The following is a 20,862-nucleotide window of genomic DNA, read 5'->3' as shown; positions in this document are numbered from 1 at the left end:
GTAAAACACTTTCTTTCCAAAGATTTCGCTGATATAACAAAGGTTCATTACAGTCGTTTACGATAGGGACATCATGGACTTTTATATCATTAATTCTGGTGCGTTTTTGATTGCGATCACCATTCTTACATTAACTCCAGGATTAGATACCGCTCTTGTGATTAGGAATACTTCACGAAGTGGTAGCTTGGATGGTTGTGTAACGAGTTTAGGCATTTGTTGTGGCCTCTTTGTGCACGCCACTTTATCTGCGATTGGTATTTCGGCGATATTGTTACAGTCTGCGGAACTGTTCCATGCTATGAAATTAATCGGTGCCGCTTATCTAGTGTATCTTGGGGTAACGAGCTTAATCGCCGTCTGGAAAGGTCAAGGTCAGTTAGATGTGACGAGTGGTGCGGTAGGGAAGTCACTCTCCGTCAAACGTTCATTCCGTGAAGGGTTATTGTCTAATGTGTTGAATCCTAAAACTGCGGTGTTTTATTTGGCCTTTCTTCCGCAATTTATTAATCCTCAACATTCTGCATTATTACAATCGTTATTTATGGCATCAATCCATTTTGTCATTGCGATGATATGGCAGTGTGGTATTGCGACTATGGTACATTCAGCCAAATCTTGGATCCAAAATTCTTCCATGATGAAATGGATGGAAGGGGTAACCGGTGTCGTATTAGTCAGTCTTGGACTAAAATTAGCATTAGATAACGATTGAGTATTTGAATTAATGCGGGTGATCACAAAACGCCTTTGCTAGCATTAAAAATGACATTGTGAAAACAAACCTTGCGCTAGGGTAAGGTAATTTTCCATGAAAATGTTATAAATCTTAAGCTTACGAAAGAATTAACGAACTTTTTGGTAAGAGACATAACATTGAAAGGGATAATATGACTCGATTGATCGTCATTGCTATATTTGCGGTACTTGCATATTTATTACTGAAATATCGAACGAATGTCACTCTACAAAAGTGGGTGGCGATTGTTTTGTCTGCAGCATTATTGATTTACATTAGTTTTGTTGTCGTTACTGAGCTGATTCGGTAGTCACTGTCCTCTATTCATCGCACTTAATCAATTTAGGAAGCATTATATCCATGAAGACGAAAGTTCCGCTCATGATTTCAACGGTTATTGGGATTGTGTTAGGCTCGGCGATTACCTACGCTGTCATTAATCCTGGTGCTCAAGAAACTGCATCGCAGAAAAATGCACTCTCTGCAAAGCATCAGCAACTCCTCGCGAAAGTAAAAACCTTACAAACTAAGCTCGATACCGAAGGGCAATCATTCGAACAAAAATCGCAACAACAACAAGAAAAAATAGATCAACTCACTCAAGAACTATCAAAGCTAAAGCAACAAAAGAAAAAAGTTGAAAAGACCTTAGTTGTTCAGAAAGAACAAGCGGTTTCTCTGAAAACAGAAAATAAGAAGCTAGCGCAAACGACTGAACTGCAAAGTGATTTGTATCAACAGTCTCATGAGCTTTTTGATAAAGAGGGACAGCTAGAATCTCAAGTTAATAAATTGACTACCACTCGAGAAAAATTAGCGGCTCAAACTAAAAAGCTACAAGAAGAATGTAAGTTGTTTAAAGATGGTACCAGTTGGGACCCAAAATCAGACTCATGCAAAAAAGAGCAACTGGCCGCAGAACAGATTGGTAAGATCGATACCGCTTTGGTGAAGAAAAAACAAGAACTTGCTGATGTAAAGGCCTTAATAACAAAATTAGGAATCAAACCTCAGAGCTAAGCTTTTGAGTGAGAAAAGTATGAATATCACCGTAGATACCAACACACAACATTCTATTTATCATTTAATGACTCAGACTGTGATGCCTAGGCCGGTCGCTTGGGTTCTTACTGAATCTGCAGAGAGTAACTACAATCTTGCCCCATTTTCTTTTTTTACACCGGTTTGTAGTGAGCCTCCGTTATTGATGTTTTCTGTGGGTAAAAAGCCTAATGGCGATCCTAAAGATACGGTGACCAATGCTCTTCGTACAGAAAAACTGGTTATTCACATTGCTAGCATGGAAATGGCAGAGATTGTCACTCGCACTTCTGCAACTCTTGAGCATGGTGAATCAGAGCTTATTGCCAATCAATTAATGACTGAAACATTTGATGGGTTTGAATTGCCTAAGCTTAAAGGCTGTTCGATTGCTTTTGGTTGTCGTTTATATAAAACCGATGAGATTGGTGACAACAATCAAACTCTCGTGTTTGCTAAAATAGAAGAAGTTTATATTGATGATTCCGTGATCGATCATACTCGTCATGACAGGCTGATTATTGATGCTTTAAAAGTGAACCCGTTAGGGCGTTTAGGCGGAATTGAGTACGGTAAAGTTACCGAAGTGGTTTCGGTTCAACGACCAGCGTAATGGAACATTTACACTAAAGACAAGACAGGCGATACAGAGATGTATCGCCTGTCTTTATTTATGATAGATATAGGGCTAGTTTAGTCTTTAAAGTTATTAAATTGGAATGGTTGATCCAATTCAGCACCTTTAACAAGCGCCATTACTTGTTGTAAATCATCACGTTTTTTACCTGTCACGCGAACTTTGTCGCCTTGAATCGAGGCTTGAACTTTAATTTTTGAGTCTTTGATAAGCTTAACGACTTTTTTGGCTACTGCAATATCCACACCTTGCTTGAAGCTGGCTTCTTGAGTGTGTGTTTTGCCAGTTTGATCGGCTTTTTGTAAGTCAACCGCATTAGCATCGACACCACGCTTAGCAAGTTGACCACGAAGCATCGTCATCATTTGTCCAAGCTGATATTCGTTTTCTGCAGTCAGTTTTACAATATCGTTCTTAAATTCAAAGCTCGCATTGACGTTGCGAAAGTCAAAACGCGTATCGAGTTCACGATTCGCATTTTCAGCAGCGTTTCTTACTTCAACGCTGTCCACTTCAGAAATGATGTCAAATGAAGGCATGATCAGTTCTTCTCCGGTTGGTTCTTAATGGTAGTGGCAAGCATGTCTAACATGGTTACCGTATCTTGCCAACTTAGGCATGGATCGGTAATCGATTTGCCATAGGTGAGGGCGTTTAAGTCCGTCATTGGCTGATTACCTTCTTCAATAAAGCTTTCTGCCATAATACCTGCAATCGATTGAGAACCGTTGCTGATTTGCTGACAAATATCTCGAGCAACATCTAATTGTTTACGATGTTCCTTCTGGCAGTTGGCATGGCTGAAATCTACCACCAGGCGAGGCGTTAATCCTACTTCGGTTAATTGCTCACAAGCGGATTGGATGGATACTGCATCAAAGTTTGGTCCAGTGTCACCGCCACGTAAGATGGTGTGTCCGTGTGGATTGCCTGATGTGCGATAAACCGTCATGCGGCCATTTTTATCTGGTGAGCAGAAGTAATGTGAAGCTTGAGCGGCACGAATGGCATCGGTTGAAATTTTAACATTGCCATTGGTACCATTTTTAAATCCAACCGGACAAGAAAGTGCTGAGGCCATTTCTCGGTGGATTTGAGATTCGGTAGTACGTGCGCCGATGGCCCCCCACGAAATAAGGTCTGCAATGTATTGACCTGTTACCATATCTAAAAACTCAGTCGCCGTAGCCAGACCCAGTTTGTTGATATCAAGTAATAATTTTCGTGCTTTATTTAACCCTGCTTCTAATGCATAGCTACCGTCTAGGTTTGGGTCGGTAATTAAACCTTTCCAACCAATGACGGTTCTTGGTTTTTCAAAATACGTACGCATGACGATAAATAATTCATCTTTGTACTGTTCTTGTAGTCGGTTTAGTCGCTGAGCATAATCCATCGCCGCTTCGGTGTCATGAACAGAGCATGGGCCAACAATAGCAAGCAGGCGAGAGTCTTTACCTGAAAGAATATTTTCTATCTGGCGGCGAGAGTGTTCAATATGCTCGGCAACTTCATCGGGTAGAGGGTGAGCTTGCATCAACTCCATCGGCGTTGGCATAGGCCCTAACGCTTGAGTTCTTAGCTCATCAGTTTTTACTAAAGGCATTTGTTCGTCTTCATTTTAAAGATACACTGGATAAAGATAACGGAAATATGGCTGTGAATAAACGTTCATACTCGTTTTGTTGTGGAATTTTATTATTTTATGAGTAATCGGTGAATTATTGAGCGATAAAAGATATTTTTTCTTGTTTTGTCATCTTTATCTCAGTATTTTCAAGCCATAGCGATTTTAATTTAACGGAGTAATTATGACTCATACTGCGCAAGGAACCATCCCAGCTAATACATTAATGGGAGATGTATTACCATCACCTCAATCATCACCGCTTGAGAGTGCGACACATTTGTTTGTTTCTCTTAGTGATTTAGTACAAGAAAGCATATTTTATCACCCAGAAATTGGGCAGCATCTCGATTCATTATCTGAAGCTGATAAATCGAGCTTAAAGGCGATAGTCGGTGAGCAATCTATTGATGATCACTTCGTGTCTACGCTTGTTTCTCGTATAGAGTCTTCTATTTTACCTCAACATAAACAAGTAAGAGTCTGTTTATCCGATGCTGATAGTTATGCTTATACCGCTCTCATTGGCGGTGCTATCGAAAAGCCGGAAGTGAATCCGGTGATTGGTGTTCGAGGTGTATCGCGTTTTGCATCCGTGGAACATACGCATTCTTTTGAACTTGAATGTCAGGTTATTAAGCAACTCCGTGACAAAGGAATCGATATAGAGATTGTTGTTCCTTTCGTGCGTGCTTTAAGTGATGCAGCGATGATCATCGACCGCTTAGCTGTTCAAGGGCTTCCTAGAGGGTTAGGCGGACTGAAAGTTCTTTACTGCTGTGATGCGCCTTCATCGGTGCTGCTTGCCGATAAATTATTACAATACTTTGATGGATTGGTTGTTAACACGGGTAATTTGACGCAATTAACCTTAGGTGTCGATATTCATAACCAAGCATTGGAAGCGCTCTTTAACCCAGAACATGAGGCCGTGTTGATGTTACTGTCGCAAGCGGCGAAAGCGGCAGTTCACGCTAATAAGCCTTGTGTCGTTTATTGTCAAAATCTAGCCCACTATCCTAAAATGCAAGAAACACTAGCGGATTTAGAATCTGTACAAGTACTTGCTGGGATGTAATGTTCTCTACACTCATCACAAAAAACCGACGTAAATGTCGGTTTTTTTTATATTGATAACAGGTTGAATGTTTCACTGTTGACTAAAGTGTTAATACTGGTTTAACTGGTCAGAGGTGATTATCAAATAAAAAGGAATAGTAAAATGACAGTACTTAGTCAGGCAAATGAACATCTTAAATATTTTGGTGAGCAATTAGTTCCGATGATTGGTTACTGTCAGCCAGAGATATTAACGCTAACCGATGAATCTGTTGAGATTAAGATTCCGCTTAATAAAGAGACCAAAAATCACCTTCATAGTATGTATTTTGGCGCGCTTGCGGTTGGGGCCGATGCGGCTGGTGGATTTCTTGCGATTAGTAAATCTGAGCAAATGGGTAAGAAAATTTCATTAGCATTTAAAGCCGTGAAAGCGGAGTTTTTAGCTCGACCTGAAGCGGATGTTGTTTTTGTGTGTAATGACGGAAAACTTATCGATAAAATGTTAGCGGAAACCATGGAAACCGGTGAGCGTATTAATCAAGCGGTGCGTATTACAGCATTGTGCCCGAGTTTAAATGGTGATCAGCCGATGGCCGAATTTGAATTAACCTTATCAGTGAAAGTGGTGGGTAATACCTAAGATTGGGGTTTTGAGCAGTTAACTTTTCGTTTTACGTAGTATTTGCGTGAATAATATGGGCAAGCGAGTATAATCTTTTCGGTCTTGCTACAGTTATCACTGGCAATTAATACGTTTTTAATAAATAAGAGTTTTCATGATTAATATTGGTCAAATCAACACACTTAAAGTTACCAAACAAGCCGATTTCGGTGTTTTTTTAGACGCGGATGATTACGGCTCGGTTTTATTGCCAAATAAATTTGTACCAGAAGGGACAAATATTGGTGATGACGTTGATGTGATGTTGTACTTTGATTCAGATAACCAACTGTCTGCTACAACAGAAAAACCACTTGCACAAGTCGGTGAGTGGGCAATGATGCACGTGGTTGGTGTGAATAATATTGGCGCGTTTGTCGATTGGGGCATTGATAAGAAAGATTTATTGGTACCTTTTAGCAATCAACGTGTGCCATTAAATGAAGGACAAAACATATTAGTTTATGTCTACTCTGATAAGGCCTCTGGTCGTATTGTTGGCACCACCAAATTTAATAAACTATTAGATAAAGCCCCTGCTAACTATGAAATTAACCAACAGGTTGACCTGCTGATTGCAGAACGTACCGACCTAGGTTTCAAAGCTATTATTAATGGTGAGCATTGGGGCGTGATCTTTAAATCAGATGTCTTCGGCAAATTGTTTGTTGGTAAACGACTTAAAGGCTTTATCAAAGAGATTCGAGAAGATGGTCGTATCAATCTTTCTTTGCAGAAAATTGGTGTGGCGAAGATGGATGATCTTAGTGAGAAGGTCATGCATGTATTAGAAAGCAAAGGCGGTTTTTTACCGTTGAGTGATAAATCTACACCAGAAGCGATTTTCACCGTGTTTCGTACCAGTAAAGGGACATTTAAGAAGACCATCGGTGGATTATATAAGCAAGGTAAAATCCGCATAGACAAAGATGGGATTTACAAAATTTAGTATTAAGAGTTTAAAAAACGCACAACATTACGTTGTGCGTTTTGCTATTTAAGGGCATGAGAGGATAGGTGATGGGAAGAGTTTTATGGGCACTGGTGTTTGTAGTGACGTTTGTATGGTCGGCACTTGACCCGAAAGATACCTTCACATGGTTTTTAGAAGTATTGCCCGCACTTATTGGGGCAGCGCTATTACTTTTCACCTATCAGCGTTTTAAGCTGACTTCATTGCTTTATTTCTTCATTCTTATCCATTGCATTATTTTGATGGTCGGTGGCCATTATACGTATGCTGAAGTGCCTCTGTTCGATCATCTCTTCGGTGCTACTCGAAATAATTACGACAAACTCGGTCATTTTGCTCAAGGTTTTGTTCCTGCCTTAATTGCTCGAGAGTTACTGCTTAGACTCAATATTGTTAATGGTAAAGCCTGGATGAACTTGTTTGCGGTATCGGTTTGTTTAGCCTTTAGTGCTTTTTACGAGTTAATCGAATGGTGGGTAGCGGTCGCAACGGGGGAAAATGCAGAAGCATTCCTCGGTACTCAAGGCTACGTATGGGATACACAGTCGGATATGGCTTTTGCTCTATTTGGTGCGATAACTTGCCTTATTGTGATGGCTAAGTGGCATGATAGACAGCTAAAGGCACTGAAAGGGTGAAGATTAGTTGAGTTATATCAAAGAAGTCGCTTTTCTTGGGAAGGGTTGTTGATAATTTAATCACCAATGCTTGAACCATTGAAACAAATGGCATTAAATAGCCGCCCACTGAAAGTGAGTAACTGTTATACCCAAGTAACATCAAGAGGCGAGTTTCAGTAAGAATAAAACAAGCGGTAAGCAAGGCAAATTGAATAGGATTATAGTCATTCTATCTCTGTTCAATTTAACGCCGCATAAAGCTTGTTTTAACTTGCCCTTCGGGAGCTTCATCCAAATCGCCTCTTTTTATAAGAGAAAGTTATAAGAGAAAGGCTGCGTCAGATTGGTTTGAAAGGTGCTTACATTCCTTCGCCAATCATCCTTGTCTAAAGGTTCGGATGATAGCTCTGAATTCGGCATCTTGAAGCCACTTGGGTATATAATCAACTAGGTTTTATTATGTATCTTTTATGTAGAAATAAAATCATGGACTATCAGGTATGGCGTGATTACTTCAATGTAAACACCATTTCCTATGAAGAAGCAGGGTTAATGCTTAAAAGTCTTTGGCATGAAACATCATCCACTGAAACGGAGTTTAATGTTTTTTGTATGTTTAAAGTCTTTGATCAGAAAAAAGCTAAAGCATTTTTAAATGCTCCGGAACTTGGCCAGCAACGAGAGAAGGCTGGTGTAATAGAAAAAGAGCATCATTTTATCGATGAGCTACCAAGCTTTACTCGTCATTAATCGCTTTTTTGTAATCGCAGGCTCAAGGAGGAGTTTGTTTTTATTTTCCTGCCTGTTCCGTCATTTATCCAATATATTTTACTTCTACTATCATCAATACGTTAGTCCCCGTTAAAATAGAATAATCTTCTTATTTATTACGAAAACCAATAGAGTTTTCATGCGCTTTCTGTTGTTATACTTATTCCAATGTTATTGGATATATGATGATTGAAATAAAAAGCAAAGGGGCTGCTGTCAATCGTCGAAACACCCAAACGTTTTAAACATGGAAGTTATTATGATGAAAAAGAAACCGTGCTGGATGAGTTTTGTCACTTGTCTACTTGTTACTTGTACCTTAGGTTCAATTAGCTCGTCTCATGCGAGGACTTGGGATGAAATAAAGCAAAGTGGTGAATTGCGCATAGGACTTACTGGAGATTATTCACCGTTGTCATTTCGCAATAAAATGGGGACGCTGGTCGGCTTTGATGTTGATATGACTGAGAAGTTAGCTCAATCTTTAGGGCTTAATGTCACGTTTGTTGCCACGACATGGCCAACATTGAGCTCTGATCTTTTAGCGGATAAATTTGATATCGCGGCGGGTGGAGTGACCAAAACGCCTCAGAGAGCACAACAATTCGCATTATCTAATTCCGTGGCTAAAAATGGCAAAATTGCTCTGACACATTGTAGTAAAAAATTAGAATTTCAATCGCTAGAAGATATCGATCAGCCCAATGTAAAAGTGGCTGTCAATCCTGGTGGTACCAATGAAATGTATGTAAATACACACATCAAGCATGCCATTATCCAACGTAAGAAAGATAACTTTGAAACTTTACGCGCGATTCGGGATAAAAGAGCGGATGTCATGTTTACGGATTTAATTGAAGGCCGCTATTATCAAAGAAACGAAAGTGGGGTGTTCTGCATTGCTTCAGAAGATGTATTAGAAGGCACTGAAAGTTATAAGGTGTATATGATGAACAAAAACAATATTGAGTTGCTTGATAGAGTCAATGAGTGGTTAGGTAGCGGGGTTAAACGTCGTTTAGCCACACAATGGGAAATTGTGCAGTAACAATCATAAGCCATTTCTTTCATTCGCAAGATGAATAACAATCGGCTCATATCTATAGTGGTATGAGCCGATCACATTTGCACTTAGAATAAGTTTTTATCTCTAACGAGTTCGCGTGGCAATCCATTTTTTATTCGATTTCCAACCCATTTTCCTAAGCCAATTACCGCATTAGAGTAGGTAACCATAACTTCACCGTTTCCAGCTTCTATGTTAGGGCGTACATCTCGGCCCATGAACCATTCACGTGCCTCTTCGATACTTAACTCCACACTCTTGAGATTACTCGCTTTGCCTAATGCCATGACGGCTTCATGTTGCCATCGGTAAAGGGGGGCATTTTTTTTCTTTGATGGCTTTAATGTTTCTGCCAGTTTCAGGCCAATTCGACTAAAGCGTAATTCGCCAATCATATGAGTCATTGCTGAAGGGAATAACCACACTTCTTGATCTCGTAGCCAGACTTGACTGCTGGAAGGAATATCCAGTCCAAGAGTGTTTTGTAATTCCTGTTGAATTTGTTGATAGGTTTTATCATTCGCAACTTCAAAAGGGAATTTCCCTAAACGCTTCTTCACTTCAGGTGCTTGAACTGAAGAAAGCTTTTTGATTTTTGCGACAAAGAAACCTTCACTATCAAATATTTGCGGATAAATATGTAAAAATCCGTGCTCGGTTAATGCCTGTTCTGCATTTTCAAATAAATCACCAAGTGGCAAAAACTCAACAGCATCACCAAATTTTTGTTTTAAGTGCAGGCAGACTTGTTGGTTTTCTTGGTGGTTCAGAGTACAGGTTGAGTAGGTAATTGTTCCACCAGGTTTTAAAGCGTGAAAGGCACTTTCAATGAGATCTTTTTGTGTTTCGGCGATTTCAGTAACCGATCCTAAATCCCAATTACTCATCGCATCAGCATCTTTGCGAACGGTACCTTCACCTGAACAGGGCGCGTCTAATAAAATGGTATCAAAGTGCTCAGGAAGCCAGCCGCCGAATACACGTGCATCAAAATTACTTAAAGCCGTGTTGTGAACGCCACAGCGTTGAATATTGGCACTAAGCACTTTCACGCGGCTAGCTGCGTACTCATTGGCAACCAGTGCACCTTGATTGTTCATTGCCGCGGCGATTTGTGTGGTCTTTGAGCCGGGAGCTGCCGCCATATCAAGAACAAGATTGAGTTGTTCATTGTCTTGTAATAGCGCCGTTACAGGTAACATTGAACTGGCTTCTTGGATGTAAAATAAACCGGCTAAATGCTCGGCAGTGTTGCCAAGCGGGACGCTCTCATCGCTTCGCTCAATCCAAAAGCCTTCTTTGCACCATGGGATTTGAGCTAAAGACCAACCTTTTTGTTGGGCAACATTCTGGAAAGAAGCTACATCGATCTTGAGGGTGTTAACGCGAATGCTACGGCGAAGAGGTCGCTGGCAGGCCGCAATAAAATCATCCATTGATAAGTGACTTGGCATAGTTGATTGAACAAGTTCAAGAAACTCATTAGGGAGATAGACATTAGCGTGCACAGGATAAACCTCAACGGAGATAAAAATTAAGGGCGAATTTTAACTGAAATGAAAAAAAATGCAGCTGATTTAACCGCTGCATTTATCAAGTAAGTTGTTTTTAAGCTAAGTGAATGGTTTATTCACTGCGATCATTATTTAGGGATCGCTAATTGCCATGTCAGCCACTCAGGCTGAGGTTCTTTATTTAATAAGAACGTGGACTCTTTTGATGCGGCAGGTTGTAGCGACTCATCATCTGGTGTCGCAAATGCAATACCACCGCGTAATACATTATCTACCGTTCCAGCTTTAATATTTGCGCCAGTTAAGCCAATGCTGACATTCACGCCTGACACATTCCAAAAGACGGAGTTTTTACGAATTAAGTAAGCATATTTAGGTTCGATGTCAATGGTGGTAATGACGCGATCAGATAAATCTCCAAGCTCAACACTAGTAACATGGCCAATTTCAAAATCTCTATACAAGATAGGGGCGCCAACCTTGACAGAGGCACGATTTAAGCTTTGTAGATAAAAAATGGCTCCGCTGGATGATTTTTCATGATGCCCAAGGCTGAAATTGTAGCTTAACTCTTTAGAATCAGAAGGCTCAACTTCGATATAAGGGCTTAAAATAGTATCAATATGCTTTGCACCGGTTAATCCTATTTCAGGTGTCACCACCCAGAAATGGCTGTCTTTTTTTGCAATGTTATCGACGTATTCAGGAAAAATTCGCGCTGAAATTTCGACATTCTTTTTCGGGAAATTCAGATGAACGAGCGTGACTTCACCAACTTGAACCCCTTGGTATTTGATTGGCATACCTTTGGTGACAGTTTCATTTTTCGCCGTGACTAGCGTTACTTTTCGGCCAAACTGACGAGCAGATTTATAGTCTTGGTATAAAAGCCAATTATTATTAAGCTTGTTTTCGACGCCAGGCAAGTTATCAAAGGAAATTCCACCGTTTAATAAACTAGCTAAAGGTGACGCGGTCACCTTTAGCCCGCTTAAACTCGCATCAACTTGAACACCTGAGTGATTCCAAAAGACGGTTTGTTTCGTTAATAGATGTTTATAGCGGTTTTCAATTCGGATTTGAATTTTCACACCACCATCAACTAAAGAAAAATGAGACACTTTCCCAACTTCTAAATTGCGATATAGGATAGGGCTTCCAATAGATACTGGAGGTAGAGTGTCTGCAAATAAGGTTAAACCTGTGGAACCTGCTGTTTCATATTTGGCTAAATCGGCCAGAGGTTGGCTTGCATACAAGTGATATTCGGAATTTCTTTTATCTTCACCCAGGCTGTCAAAGCTAACCGAACCAGCCAGTAGGTGCTTTATTGGTGGCATAGAGACATTAATCCCTGTGCCGGTAAAGCTTGCGTTGACGCTAGAGGTAATGAAAAAACGACTTTTTGATTTAATTAAATGTAAGTATTGGGTATCAATTTGAGCATCAAAACGAACACGCTCGCCATCTAAGTAAATTTTGTTGATATTACCGACAGGAATACCACGATAAAGAATTTGCGTACCTTCTTCTAATCCGTAAGTATCATCTGCGGATAAGTTGATTTGAGTGGTTTGATGTGACGCTCGTAATAACTCATTCTTTTTGACGACCCTAAAGTGGCGAGCACGCTGCCCAGTTCCTGGAACTAGACTGAGGTAGTTACCTCGAATGAAGTTGCTGACATTTTTCATATCTGTCAAAGACAGCTTGGCTTCTTCTAGTACAAAATGGGATCCGCTGTTTAATGCATCAGAAAACGCAGGTTGAATGGCAGCAGAGGCAACCACTTTTGTTTTGTCATCAGATAAGCCGATATCAGTAATTTGCCCGACTTCGATGCCTTTGTACATGATAGGAGCATTGGCAGACACGTTGCTATTATCAGGAACGTCCATGGTTATTCTAATGCCCCGGCCTGCGGTTTTGATATCAGGGTAGAGTTTATAGACTTTATCAGTATTGATAGGCTGCCCATCTTCTGGGGAATCAACCGCAATGGCACCCATTAATAGTGAGTTTAAGCTTTCAAGTTGAACATCAATGCCGTTAAATCCAATGCTGGTGCTAATCCCACTGACGTTCCAAAAACGGCTATCTGAATTGATGATATGCGCATATTCTTGTTTGATAGACGTTTGAATTTTCACTGAACTACCGTCATCAGCAAGAGTGAAGTTAGTCACTTCACCGATAGGGATTTTTCTAAACATGATTTTAGAGCCGACAGAAATAGAGCCTAAATCTTTTGAGGTGAGTGTGATATTGACACCATTTTGTGCACGTATATCCATCGGCTCTTCTTTCAGTGCCGTGTATTCAGTCTCTAAGTGGTGCTTTTTGCCGCTCATGACATCTTCTGGTGGTTGAATCGCGATGTAGTTGCCCGATACCAAGGCATCAAGGCCGGTTATACCACTCAAACTCGCTTTCGGTTTTACCAGCCAAAAACGTGTATTGTCTGATAAAAGTTTAGTGGCCTTAGGATAGATGTCTGCAGTGACGTAGATGTCTTTTAGATTATCTGAAAGGCTAATCTTACGCACGATACCAACTTCTAAGCCTTGATAGCGTATTGTCGTTCTACCTTCGATAAGACCTTGAGCATTGGTGAAATGTATTTGAATGCGTTGGCCCATTTCACTATAGCTTTTATAACCAAGCCAACTCGCTAGGCATAAAGCAATAATTGGTAAAATCCATAAAGGGGAGATTTTACGGTCTTGTTTGAGTTTAACTTGGTTTTCTGGTGTCTCATTATTCATAAGAGGATTCATTCTTATTGTTGGTTTTAGACGGTTGATCCCAAATTAGGCGTGGATCTAAACTTTCAGCAGCAAGCATGGTTAAAACGACGACAGCGGCAAAAGCAATCGCTGCTGGGCCGGGGGAAAAATCAAGGATCTGGTCTCGGTCTACGAGTGCAATAGTCGTTGCAATAACGAATAGGTCTAAAATGGACCATTTGCCTATCCATTTTACAAACAGATAGAGTTTCATTCTTTGGTATCGATCGGTAGAAGATTTTAATTGTATACAGATCAAAATATAAGCTAAACCGACTATTTTCGCTACGGGGACTAAAATACTGGCGACAAAAATCACGATGGCAATGGGAATATGCCCTTTGGTCAAGGTGACGACGCCAGAGAAAATCGTATCTTCATAGCGAATGCCATTACTGAAGATAATCGAGATTTCTAAAAAGTTCGCGGGAATAAGAAAGACGGTGGCGGCAATGAGAAAAGCCCATGTTTTTTGGGTCGAGTTAGGCTTTCTGTGAATAATGGGGCTATGACAACGGCGGCATTTATTACTTTTAGGTTGAGAAAGATGGCAATGCTGGCAGTGTGATTCTATTTCAGATAATTCATAGCTTGCAGCAGGGCTCCATACTTGCCAGTATCGGCGCACACTCATCCTTATAATTAAAGTAATGGCAATAATTTGTGAAAAAGTGATGCAGATAAGTCCAATCTGTGGAGTAACCGTCGAGTATTCAAGTAGCTTAAAAGAAGCAACAGCGATGCTTAATAAAAAAACATCGATCATCCACCAATGTTTTACTTTTTGGTAAATCAGTAAGGAGTATTTAAAAATCGGAAAATGTTTATGTTTTAGTCCCCAGTGGGCACTGATAACTGATATGAAGAGGAGCAGAGGAACCACTGTACTGCATAGAAGTATGAGAATACTGAGTGCAAAAAAACCTTCATTAAAAAGTGCAAAAGACCCTGACATGAGGGTGGATGAAAAGTTGACATTGATGAGTCTAATCGTAATGAAAGGTAAAAATAGAGCGGGGATAAGAAAGATCAATCCACTAATCGCGAGCATTAAATTGGTATGTAGCAGGAACTGCTTGCCTCTATATAATTGTGTATCACATCGAGGACAATGAGCATTTATTCCGGTCGGAAGTTCTTGAGTGTGTACTTTAATATCACAGCATGGGCAAATGATAGACGCTTGATGGCGATGAGTAATGTTTTGGGCATCATTAACCTGAAGGTTGGATTGAGTCTCCATCCCTTCATTTAAGGTGTGTATGTCACGAACATTTTTTGGACTCATTCATTCCTCTGCATGACCAGTACGGTGTTTATTTATAGGCCAAGTTGTTATTTATTACTGTCTGATTGTTACCGTATAACGTTTGATAGAGACCTTCTTCAACGACCAGCTCCTTGTGAGTGCCAGTCTGAATAACTTTTCCATCTTCTAAAACATAGATGAGATCTGCCTGTTGCACCGCGGATAGTCGATGAGCCACAATGAGCGCTGTCCGTCCATTTAAGAAGGTATTCATCGCTTTATGTAGTTTTGATTCCGTCGCGGTATCCAGTGCGGATGTCGCTTCATCTAAAATCACAAATTGAGGATTAGTGAGCAACATTCGAGCAATTGATAATCGTTGTCTTTGCCCGCCTGATAATCTAACGCCTTGCCTTCCTACTTGTGTGTCTAACCCATTAGAAAGCTGAGTAATGACATCATCCAACTGTGCAACTTCTAACACATGCCATAAATCAGCATCAGAAAAGTCACCACCAAGGGTCAGGTTTTTCCTTAGCGTGTCATTAAATAGGATAGGTTGCTGTATTACAACTGCTATTTGGTCCCGAATTATTTCAAATCCAATGTTATCTGCATTTTCACCATTAAATTTAATGGTGCCGCTTTGTGGGCGATAAACACCAATGAGAAGCTGTATTAGCGTTGATTTACCGCCACCACTTGCGCCAACGAGCGCCACTTTTTTCCCAGCAGGAATCGTTAAACTTAAATGGTTTAATACTTGGGATTCATCATTATAAGAAAAGCAAACATCGTTTATTTGGATATCGACAGGAACATGTTGTGTGAATGGGTTAACAGTAGAAACTGGACGATATTCTTCTTCCATTTGTAGTAATAAATTGATGCGTTGTAAGGCCGCTTTCGCGCTATACCATGAAAATTGTACCCCCAGTAATTCTTGAACAGGGCCGAGCATAAACCATAAATAGCCAAAAACAGCAAAGATCTGACCAATAGTAAGATCACTAAATAACACCATTAACATTGCGACAGCGCGAAATAATTCAAAGCCAAGTAAAAACAATAGAAAAGATAAGCGTCCAGCCGCTTCAGATTGCCATGCAAACCTATCGGCATCTTGACGAATTTCATCGGCTTGTCTTTTTAGTTGCTCAAGATAAAGCTTTTCTTTATTCGACGCACGTAGTTGGTAAATGCCATCGAGCACTTCAATCAATCGATTTTGAAAGCGTTCAAAAGAATGATTTTCTCGTTGTTTTAAATGTTTAACTTTACTTCCTAGCTTGCGAGAGAAGTAAATAACAATAGGGTTTACTAGCAGGATAAATAAGCCTAATCGCCAATCTAGCCAGAGTAAAACCACGGCAGTACCAAATACGGTCAAAAAACTAATAATAAATTTGCTAAGAGTGGTTCCAATAAAAGAATCAATGGTCTCAACATCGGTAATTAAATGTGAGTTAATGCCACCACTGCCACAAGTTTCATATTGTTGAATACTGATAAGGCCAAGTTTATCCAACATTCTGGCTCGAATATGGTAGGTAATCGTCTTAGATACGAGAGTGAATTGCCGACTTTGAATAATGTTAAGTAACTGACTTGCTGTGCGCATTAATACGATTAATAAAAATACGAACCCAATATACCCTGTTGGGTTATGAAGTGCGCTAGGCAAAATGGCGTTCATTAACTCAATGCCAGTCGCGGGTTTATCTAACAAAACTTCGTCGACCATTAAAGGCATTAATAATGGGATAGGCACACTGATAATAGTGGCTAAAATCGCTACCACATTGGCAAAGATTAATTTACCCTTGTGCTTCTTAACTTGAGTGAGTAACCAACTCTGGTTAATTATATGCCTATCGTCGTTATTCATATTTGATAATGATCCCTATTTTCGGTGTTGGCATTGTACGTAAATTGAAAAAAGATGGAAGACAAAGCATGAGTCTAAAGATGTACCAGCGTATTACTGCTCAGGTGAAAGCATTGATTGAATCTGAACCCGATCTTATTGCTAACTTAGCTAATATTAGCTCGTTATTGAACATGGAATTAGAAGATATTAACTGGGTTGGCTTTTATTTATTAAAAGATGAACAATTGGTACTTGGTCCTTTTCAAGGATTACCAGCTTGTGTTCGTATTCCATTAGGAAGGGGTGTGTGCGGTACAGCCGCGGCAGAGAATAGTGTACAGCGCATTTATGATGTTCATCAATTTGAAGGGCATATTGCTTGTGATGCTCAAAGTAATTCTGAACTTGTGATCCCATTTTCTGTCAATAATGAAGTGGTAGGCGTTTTAGATATCGATAGCCCAACTATTGGTCGTTTTTCTGAGGAAGATGAACAAGGTTTGGTCGCAATGATGAAAGAAGTGGAATTATTACTACAAACGCATCTTAGTAAATAGTGTTAAAAGTGCTTTTTCTGAGTGAAAATAAACTTTTTAATGCCATATGGGCATAATAACCCATGTTAATTTGCACGTGTTGGTGGTTTTTCGTTTCCATCTCACTATAATAGCGTGAATTATTTATACGAACACCCGTGCGGATGAGACCGCACCAACCAGGAACCCTCATGGAAAACACTGAAAAGTTAAAGAACAGCAAAGAAGTCATCGCCTATATTGCTGAACGTTTCCCACAATGCTTTACTTTAGAAGGTGAAGCAAAGCCTTTAAAAATTGGTATCTTTCAAGATCTTGCCGAGCGTCTAAACAGAGATCCTAAAGTAAGTAAAACTCAATTACGTGCTGCTTTACGTCAATATACGTCTTCTTGGCGTTATCTTCATGGCGTGAAATTAGGCGCAACTCGTGTTGACCTTGACGGTAATGCATGCGGTGAATTAGAAGCTGAACATGTTGAACATGCTCAAGCAACACTTGCAGAAAGTAAAGCTCGTGTTCAAGCTCGTCGCAAAGAACAAGCTGATAAAAATCGTGAAGAAAGAGCCGCTAAAGCGAAAGCAAAAGCGACACCGAAAGCACCACGTAAGCCAAAAACAGACTCTAAGAAACCAGCTCAAAAAGCGCCAGTTGTTGAAACTCGTGAATTGAAATCTGATGAGATCGTCATCGGTAAAGATATCAATGTGAACATGGGGCAAGGCAATATGGCTGCAACGATTGTTGAGATTAATAAAGACGATGTACGTGTCCGTCTTGCTAACGGCTTACAAATGGTCGTGAAAGCGGAGCACTTGCGCGTATAAAAGGATATTCCTACGCATGAATTGCCGATTAAAAGTTTCATTACTTGCTGCTAGCTTAACGCTAGCAGCAAACTCAGCGTTTGCTGTACAGCCGACAATAAGTGAGTCGCAGATACCAACTCTGGCTCCTGAGTCTCAGCATGCTATTGCAAGTCAGCGGGTTGCTAAGCGTTTTACTCGTTCTCATTACAAACACTTCAATCTTGACGATGCTTTTTCTAAAGGCATTTTCGATAGATATTTAGAATCTCTTGATTACAATCGTAATATTTTCACCCAAAGTGATATTGATAGCTTCAAACCGTTTGAAACGGATATTGATGACCAATTGAAATCCGGTGATACAAAAGCTGCATTCGATATGTTTAATTTATCAATGAAGCGCCGTTACGAACGTTTTTCTTATGCATTGACGTTACTCGATCATGAAATCAAGTTTGATACCGATGAGAAAATGGAACTTGATCGCTCTAAGGCAGCATGGCCGAAAAATATTGCTGAAGTGAATGAACTGTGGCGTCAACGAGTTAAATATGATGCATTAAACCTTAAATTAACGGGCAAGAAATGGCCGGAAATTAAGGAGCTATTAACTAAACGTTATAATAATGCCATCAAGCGAATTACTCAGGCTCATAGTGAAGATGCTTTTCAAATCTACATGAATGCGTTTGCTCGCCAAATCGATCCACATACTAGCTACCTATCTCCACGCTCTGCGGATGAGTTTCAATCAGAGATGAGTTTGTCGCTAGAAGGCATTGGTGCGGTTTTACAATCGGAAGATGATTATACCATTATTCGTTCACTCGTAACGGGGGGGCCAGCAGCAAGTTCTAAGGAGCTTTCTGAAGGGGATAAAATCATTGCGGTTGGTCAAGATGGTAAGAAGATGGTTGATATCATCGGAATGCGTCTTGATGATGTAGTGCAACTGATAAAGGGCCCGAAAGGTACCAAAGTTAACTTGCAGATATTGCCTGAAGGTAAGAATGCAAAAAGTCACGTTGTCACTATTACTCGCGATAAAATTCGTCTAGAAGACCGCGCGGTTAAGTCGAAGGTGATCGAGAAGAATGGCAAGAAGATTGGTGTGCTTGAAGTCCCAAGCTTTTATGTTGGTTTAGCAAAAGATACCAATAAACTATTAGCTGAGTTTAATCAGCAGAAAGTGGATGGGGTCGTTGTTGACTTACGTAACAATGGCGGTGGTGCGCTGACAGAAGCCATTGATTTATCTGGCCTATTTATCACTCAAGGACCAGTGGTTCAAGTTCGTGATAGCTATGATCGTGTCAATGTGGATAGTGATACTGATGCCGTTGAGCATTATACCGGACCATTAACGGTTTTAATTAATCGTTATAGCGCCTCAGCATCTGAAATTTTTGCTGCTGCGATGCAAGATTATGATCGTGCGATTATTCTTGGTGAAAACTCTTATGGTAAAGGTACGGTTCAACAACACCGTTCACTCACTCATATTTATGATACTTTCGATCAAGAGTTAGGTTACGTTCAGTATACGATTCAAAAATTCTACCGTATTAGTGGTGGCAGTACACAAAGAAAAGGCGTATCGCCAGATATCCCATTCCCAAGTGCGATTGCTCCTGAAGATACTGGTGAAAGTGTAGAAGATAACGCATTGCCATGGGATCAGATCCCGGCAGCAAACTATACTCCAGTTGAATCGAAAGATGCATTGCAGGCTGAAGTCGCTAAACTAACGGCTTTACATAAGCAACGTATTGCTAATGATCTTGAGTTCAAGTTTATCCAGCAAAATATTGAAAAATACCAAGCTGAAAAAGACGATACGACAATTTCTTTAAATGAAAAGTATCGTGAAGCTGAAGTCGATAAAGCGGATAAAGAGAAATTGGAACGTATCAATATGCGTCAAAAACTGGCTAAAAAGCCTGAGTTTAAGTCGTTAGATGATATTCCTAAAGATTATGAAGCTCCGGATGCTTATCTAGATGAGGCTGTTGCAATTACAGCCGATTTATCAAATGGTTAGTGAATAGATCTAACTCATAAATATCAAACGAGGCCAATGTGGCCTCGTTTTTTTTACTCCAATACAATTTGCTCCCTTTGCGACATACAACTACGCTTTAACAAATAGGGTTAAGCTTTTCTAAATACCCAAGTAAGAGCTTTTATGCCACGGTTATAATGGTATGGGGAGAAAAGCAGATGAAAAGTTTCATAATGTTATTAAGTAGCCTGACTCTTGGGGCTTCAGCATTTGATTCACCTAAAAAATACGATATGTTTTTGTTCGATAACCCATTCTTAATTGGTCAGTGGCATGTTATCAATCCTTCTCCTGAAACCATCCCAGAAGACTTTTTAGCGATAACCTTACAGCTAGAATCTAACTACCAATTTGAAATTCAAATTAAACGTAAAGATAGAACCGTACATTCCTGGTCTGGGGAATATTCTGTAGATGGAGCTAAGATGGTACTTGGCGTCGAATCTAAATCTCCTCAAATATATGAATATAGTGTGAATGCTAATCAGCTGTCATTAAACGGTGTAGCGTTCAGTAAAACGGTACCTGAACATTTATCGGGCTATTGGAGGAGCACTGAAGTTCGAGGAACCGATGTAAAATCTAGCTTGGTATCAGATATTGATTTAGTGTTGCACCCTAATTTTTACTTTTCAATTCAATCATTTACAACGAAAGGCGGTAATAAGTATCGTGATGGCATTTATTATATTGAAGATAATTATATTTACTTCATATATAACGATGGTGAACAAGCTTCCCAATATGCACTCAACTCACATCAACTTGTGTTGAGTAGCCAAGATGAAGATATGTATATTGCTTTTCAACGCAGTACGCTTATTCAGCCTTAAAAATAT

20 protein-coding genes are annotated in these 20,862 nt (G+C 40.0%); 14 read left to right on the top strand and 6 right to left on the bottom strand.

The window, feature by feature from the left end; all coding sequences use genetic code 11:
* Positions 1-73 precede the first annotated feature (73 nt).
* The 4 genes from VRUMOI_RS07010 to VRUMOI_RS07000 all read left to right on the top strand — a co-directional run bounded on the left by VRUMOI_RS07010 (position 74) and on the right by VRUMOI_RS07000 (position 2,393).
* Entirely contained in the window at positions 74-715 is a 642-nt protein-coding gene (locus tag VRUMOI_RS07010) for a LysE family translocator (protein ID WP_089138156.1), read from the top strand.
* A gap of 175 nt (positions 716-890) precedes the next feature.
* The gene (locus tag VRUMOI_RS19355; protein ID WP_089138157.1) at positions 891-1,049 is read left to right on the top strand and encodes a hypothetical protein; all 159 of its coding nucleotides are present in this window, start codon (positions 891-893) and stop codon (positions 1,047-1,049) included.
* A gap of 50 nt (positions 1,050-1,099) precedes the next feature.
* Positions 1,100-1,759, top strand: a complete 660-nt coding sequence (locus VRUMOI_RS07005) for a hypothetical protein (RefSeq protein WP_089138158.1) — start codon at positions 1,100-1,102, stop codon at positions 1,757-1,759.
* 19 nt (positions 1,760-1,778) lie between these two features.
* The gene (locus VRUMOI_RS07000) at positions 1,779-2,393 is read left to right on the top strand and encodes a flavin reductase family protein (protein WP_089138159.1); all 615 of its coding nucleotides are present in this window, start codon (positions 1,779-1,781) and stop codon (positions 2,391-2,393) included.
* Between the two features lie 80 nt (positions 2,394-2,473).
* Here the strand turns inward: VRUMOI_RS07000 and VRUMOI_RS06995 are convergent, their stop codons facing one another.
* Both VRUMOI_RS06995 and VRUMOI_RS06990 read right to left on the bottom strand, forming a co-directional pair.
* Positions 2,474-2,956 (bottom strand): YajQ family cyclic di-GMP-binding protein, encoded by a 483-nt coding sequence (locus VRUMOI_RS06995; RefSeq protein ID WP_089138160.1) that lies wholly within the window; start codon positions 2,954-2,956, stop codon positions 2,474-2,476.
* Between the two features lie 2 nt (positions 2,957-2,958).
* Complete coding sequence (locus VRUMOI_RS06990) at positions 2,959-4,023, bottom strand: 3-deoxy-7-phosphoheptulonate synthase (RefSeq protein WP_089138161.1); 1,065 nt, start codon at positions 4,021-4,023, stop codon at positions 2,959-2,961.
* Positions 4,024-4,228: 205 nt separating this feature from the next.
* Here VRUMOI_RS06990 and VRUMOI_RS06985 point away from each other — a divergent pair, with 205 nt between their 5' ends.
* From VRUMOI_RS06985 to VRUMOI_RS06960, 6 genes are all read left to right on the top strand, one after another.
* Positions 4,229-5,122: a putative PEP-binding protein gene (locus VRUMOI_RS06985; RefSeq protein WP_089138162.1), complete on the top strand. Its 894-nt coding sequence runs from the start codon at positions 4,229-4,231 to the stop codon at positions 5,120-5,122.
* A 144-nt stretch (positions 5,123-5,266) separates the two neighbouring features.
* Positions 5,267-5,746, top strand: coding sequence for a PaaI family thioesterase (locus tag VRUMOI_RS06980; protein WP_089138163.1), 480 nt, complete (start codon positions 5,267-5,269; stop codon positions 5,744-5,746).
* Between the two features lie 136 nt (positions 5,747-5,882).
* Positions 5,883-6,716 carry a CvfB family protein gene (locus VRUMOI_RS06975; protein ID WP_089138164.1) on the top strand — a complete coding sequence of 278 codons (834 nt, stop codon included), beginning with the start codon at positions 5,883-5,885 and terminating at the stop codon, positions 6,714-6,716.
* A gap of 71 nt (positions 6,717-6,787) precedes the next feature.
* Positions 6,788-7,378: a DUF2238 domain-containing protein gene (locus tag VRUMOI_RS06970; RefSeq protein WP_089138165.1), complete on the top strand. Its 591-nt coding sequence runs from the start codon at positions 6,788-6,790 to the stop codon at positions 7,376-7,378.
* Positions 7,379-7,819: 441 nt separating this feature from the next.
* Complete coding sequence (locus tag VRUMOI_RS06965; protein WP_089138166.1) at positions 7,820-8,110, top strand: hypothetical protein; 291 nt, start codon at positions 7,820-7,822, stop codon at positions 8,108-8,110.
* Between the two features lie 280 nt (positions 8,111-8,390).
* Entirely contained in the window at positions 8,391-9,179 is a 789-nt protein-coding gene (locus tag VRUMOI_RS06960) for a transporter substrate-binding domain-containing protein (protein ID WP_231897430.1), read from the top strand.
* An 83-nt stretch (positions 9,180-9,262) separates the two neighbouring features.
* On the opposite strand, the gene rsmF is transcribed toward VRUMOI_RS06960, so the two are convergent.
* The 4 genes from rsmF to VRUMOI_RS06940 form a co-directional block, all read right to left on the bottom strand.
* Positions 9,263-10,705: a 16S rRNA (cytosine(1407)-C(5))-methyltransferase RsmF gene (gene rsmF / locus VRUMOI_RS06955; protein WP_089138167.1), complete on the bottom strand. Its 1,443-nt coding sequence runs from the start codon at positions 10,703-10,705 to the stop codon at positions 9,263-9,265.
* Positions 10,706-10,839: 134 nt separating this feature from the next.
* Positions 10,840-13,476, bottom strand: coding sequence for an MlaD family protein (locus VRUMOI_RS06950; RefSeq protein WP_231897429.1), 2,637 nt, complete (start codon positions 13,474-13,476; stop codon positions 10,840-10,842).
* Positions 13,469-14,740: a PqiA/YebS family transporter subunit gene (locus tag VRUMOI_RS06945; RefSeq protein WP_089138246.1), complete on the bottom strand. Its 1,272-nt coding sequence runs from the start codon at positions 14,738-14,740 to the stop codon at positions 13,469-13,471. The genes VRUMOI_RS06950 and VRUMOI_RS06945 overlap by 8 nt, the downstream gene beginning before the upstream one ends.
* 73 nt (positions 14,741-14,813) lie before the next feature.
* Complete coding sequence (locus VRUMOI_RS06940) at positions 14,814-16,634, bottom strand: ABC transporter ATP-binding protein (RefSeq protein WP_089138169.1); 1,821 nt, start codon at positions 16,632-16,634, stop codon at positions 14,814-14,816.
* A 68-nt stretch (positions 16,635-16,702) separates the two neighbouring features.
* Between VRUMOI_RS06940 and VRUMOI_RS06935 the strand changes: the two genes are divergently transcribed.
* The 4 genes from VRUMOI_RS06935 to VRUMOI_RS06920 all read left to right on the top strand — a co-directional run bounded on the left by VRUMOI_RS06935 (position 16,703) and on the right by VRUMOI_RS06920 (position 20,856).
* Entirely contained in the window at positions 16,703-17,173 is a 471-nt protein-coding gene (locus VRUMOI_RS06935; protein ID WP_089138170.1) for a GAF domain-containing protein, read from the top strand.
* 170 nt (positions 17,174-17,343) lie between these two features.
* Positions 17,344-17,979: an RNA chaperone ProQ gene (gene proQ, locus VRUMOI_RS06930; RefSeq protein ID WP_089138171.1), complete on the top strand. Its 636-nt coding sequence runs from the start codon at positions 17,344-17,346 to the stop codon at positions 17,977-17,979.
* Between the two features lie 16 nt (positions 17,980-17,995).
* Complete coding sequence (gene prc / locus VRUMOI_RS06925; RefSeq protein WP_089138172.1) at positions 17,996-20,002, top strand: carboxy terminal-processing peptidase; 2,007 nt, start codon at positions 17,996-17,998, stop codon at positions 20,000-20,002.
* A gap of 179 nt (positions 20,003-20,181) precedes the next feature.
* The gene (locus VRUMOI_RS06920; protein WP_110410652.1) at positions 20,182-20,856 is read left to right on the top strand and encodes a hypothetical protein; all 675 of its coding nucleotides are present in this window, start codon (positions 20,182-20,184) and stop codon (positions 20,854-20,856) included.
* Positions 20,857-20,862 lie beyond the last annotated feature (6 nt).

This window comes from Vibrio rumoiensis, assembly GCF_002218045.2.
In the GTDB taxonomy this organism is placed as follows: Bacteria; Pseudomonadota; Gammaproteobacteria; order Enterobacterales; family Vibrionaceae; genus Vibrio; species Vibrio rumoiensis.
Note: the sequence above shows the minus strand (reverse complement) of the source record. Positions and strands in the feature narration are given on the sequence as shown.

Bases quoted from the DNA above. Each gene is read 5' to 3' on its own strand.
- VRUMOI_RS07010 (WP_089138156.1), top strand. From the start codon at position 74: ATGGACTTTTATATCATTAATTCTGGTGCGTTTTTGATTGCGATCACC.
- VRUMOI_RS19355 (WP_089138157.1), top strand. From the start codon at position 891: ATGACTCGATTGATCGTCATTGCTATATTTGCGGTACTTGCATATTTA.
- VRUMOI_RS07005 (WP_089138158.1), top strand. From the start codon at position 1,100: ATGAAGACGAAAGTTCCGCTCATGATTTCAACGGTTATTGGGATTGTG.
- VRUMOI_RS07000 (WP_089138159.1), top strand. From the start codon at position 1,779: ATGAATATCACCGTAGATACCAACACACAACATTCTATTTATCATTTA.
- VRUMOI_RS06995 (WP_089138160.1), bottom strand. From the start codon at position 2,956: ATGCCTTCATTTGACATCATTTCTGAAGTGGACAGCGTTGAAGTAAGA.
- VRUMOI_RS06990 (WP_089138161.1), bottom strand. From the start codon at position 4,023: ATGCCTTTAGTAAAAACTGATGAGCTAAGAACTCAAGCGTTAGGGCCT.
- VRUMOI_RS06985 (WP_089138162.1), top strand. From the start codon at position 4,229: ATGACTCATACTGCGCAAGGAACCATCCCAGCTAATACATTAATGGGA.
- VRUMOI_RS06980 (WP_089138163.1), top strand. From the start codon at position 5,267: ATGACAGTACTTAGTCAGGCAAATGAACATCTTAAATATTTTGGTGAG.
- VRUMOI_RS06975 (WP_089138164.1), top strand. From the start codon at position 5,883: ATGATTAATATTGGTCAAATCAACACACTTAAAGTTACCAAACAAGCC.
- VRUMOI_RS06970 (WP_089138165.1), top strand. From the start codon at position 6,788: ATGGGAAGAGTTTTATGGGCACTGGTGTTTGTAGTGACGTTTGTATGG.
- VRUMOI_RS06965 (WP_089138166.1), top strand. From the start codon at position 7,820: ATGTATCTTTTATGTAGAAATAAAATCATGGACTATCAGGTATGGCGT.
- VRUMOI_RS06960 (WP_231897430.1), top strand. From the start codon at position 8,391: ATGATGAAAAAGAAACCGTGCTGGATGAGTTTTGTCACTTGTCTACTT.
- VRUMOI_RS06950 (WP_231897429.1), bottom strand. From the start codon at position 13,476: ATGAATAATGAGACACCAGAAAACCAAGTTAAACTCAAACAAGACCGT.
- VRUMOI_RS06945 (WP_089138246.1), bottom strand. From the start codon at position 14,740: ATGGAGACTCAATCCAACCTTCAGGTTAATGATGCCCAAAACATTACT.
- VRUMOI_RS06940 (WP_089138169.1), bottom strand. From the start codon at position 16,634: ATGAATAACGACGATAGGCATATAATTAACCAGAGTTGGTTACTCACT.
- VRUMOI_RS06935 (WP_089138170.1), top strand. From the start codon at position 16,703: ATGAGTCTAAAGATGTACCAGCGTATTACTGCTCAGGTGAAAGCATTG.
- proQ (WP_089138171.1), top strand. From the start codon at position 17,344: ATGGAAAACACTGAAAAGTTAAAGAACAGCAAAGAAGTCATCGCCTAT.
- prc (WP_089138172.1), top strand. From the start codon at position 17,996: ATGAATTGCCGATTAAAAGTTTCATTACTTGCTGCTAGCTTAACGCTA.
- VRUMOI_RS06920 (WP_110410652.1), top strand. From the start codon at position 20,182: ATGAAAAGTTTCATAATGTTATTAAGTAGCCTGACTCTTGGGGCTTCA.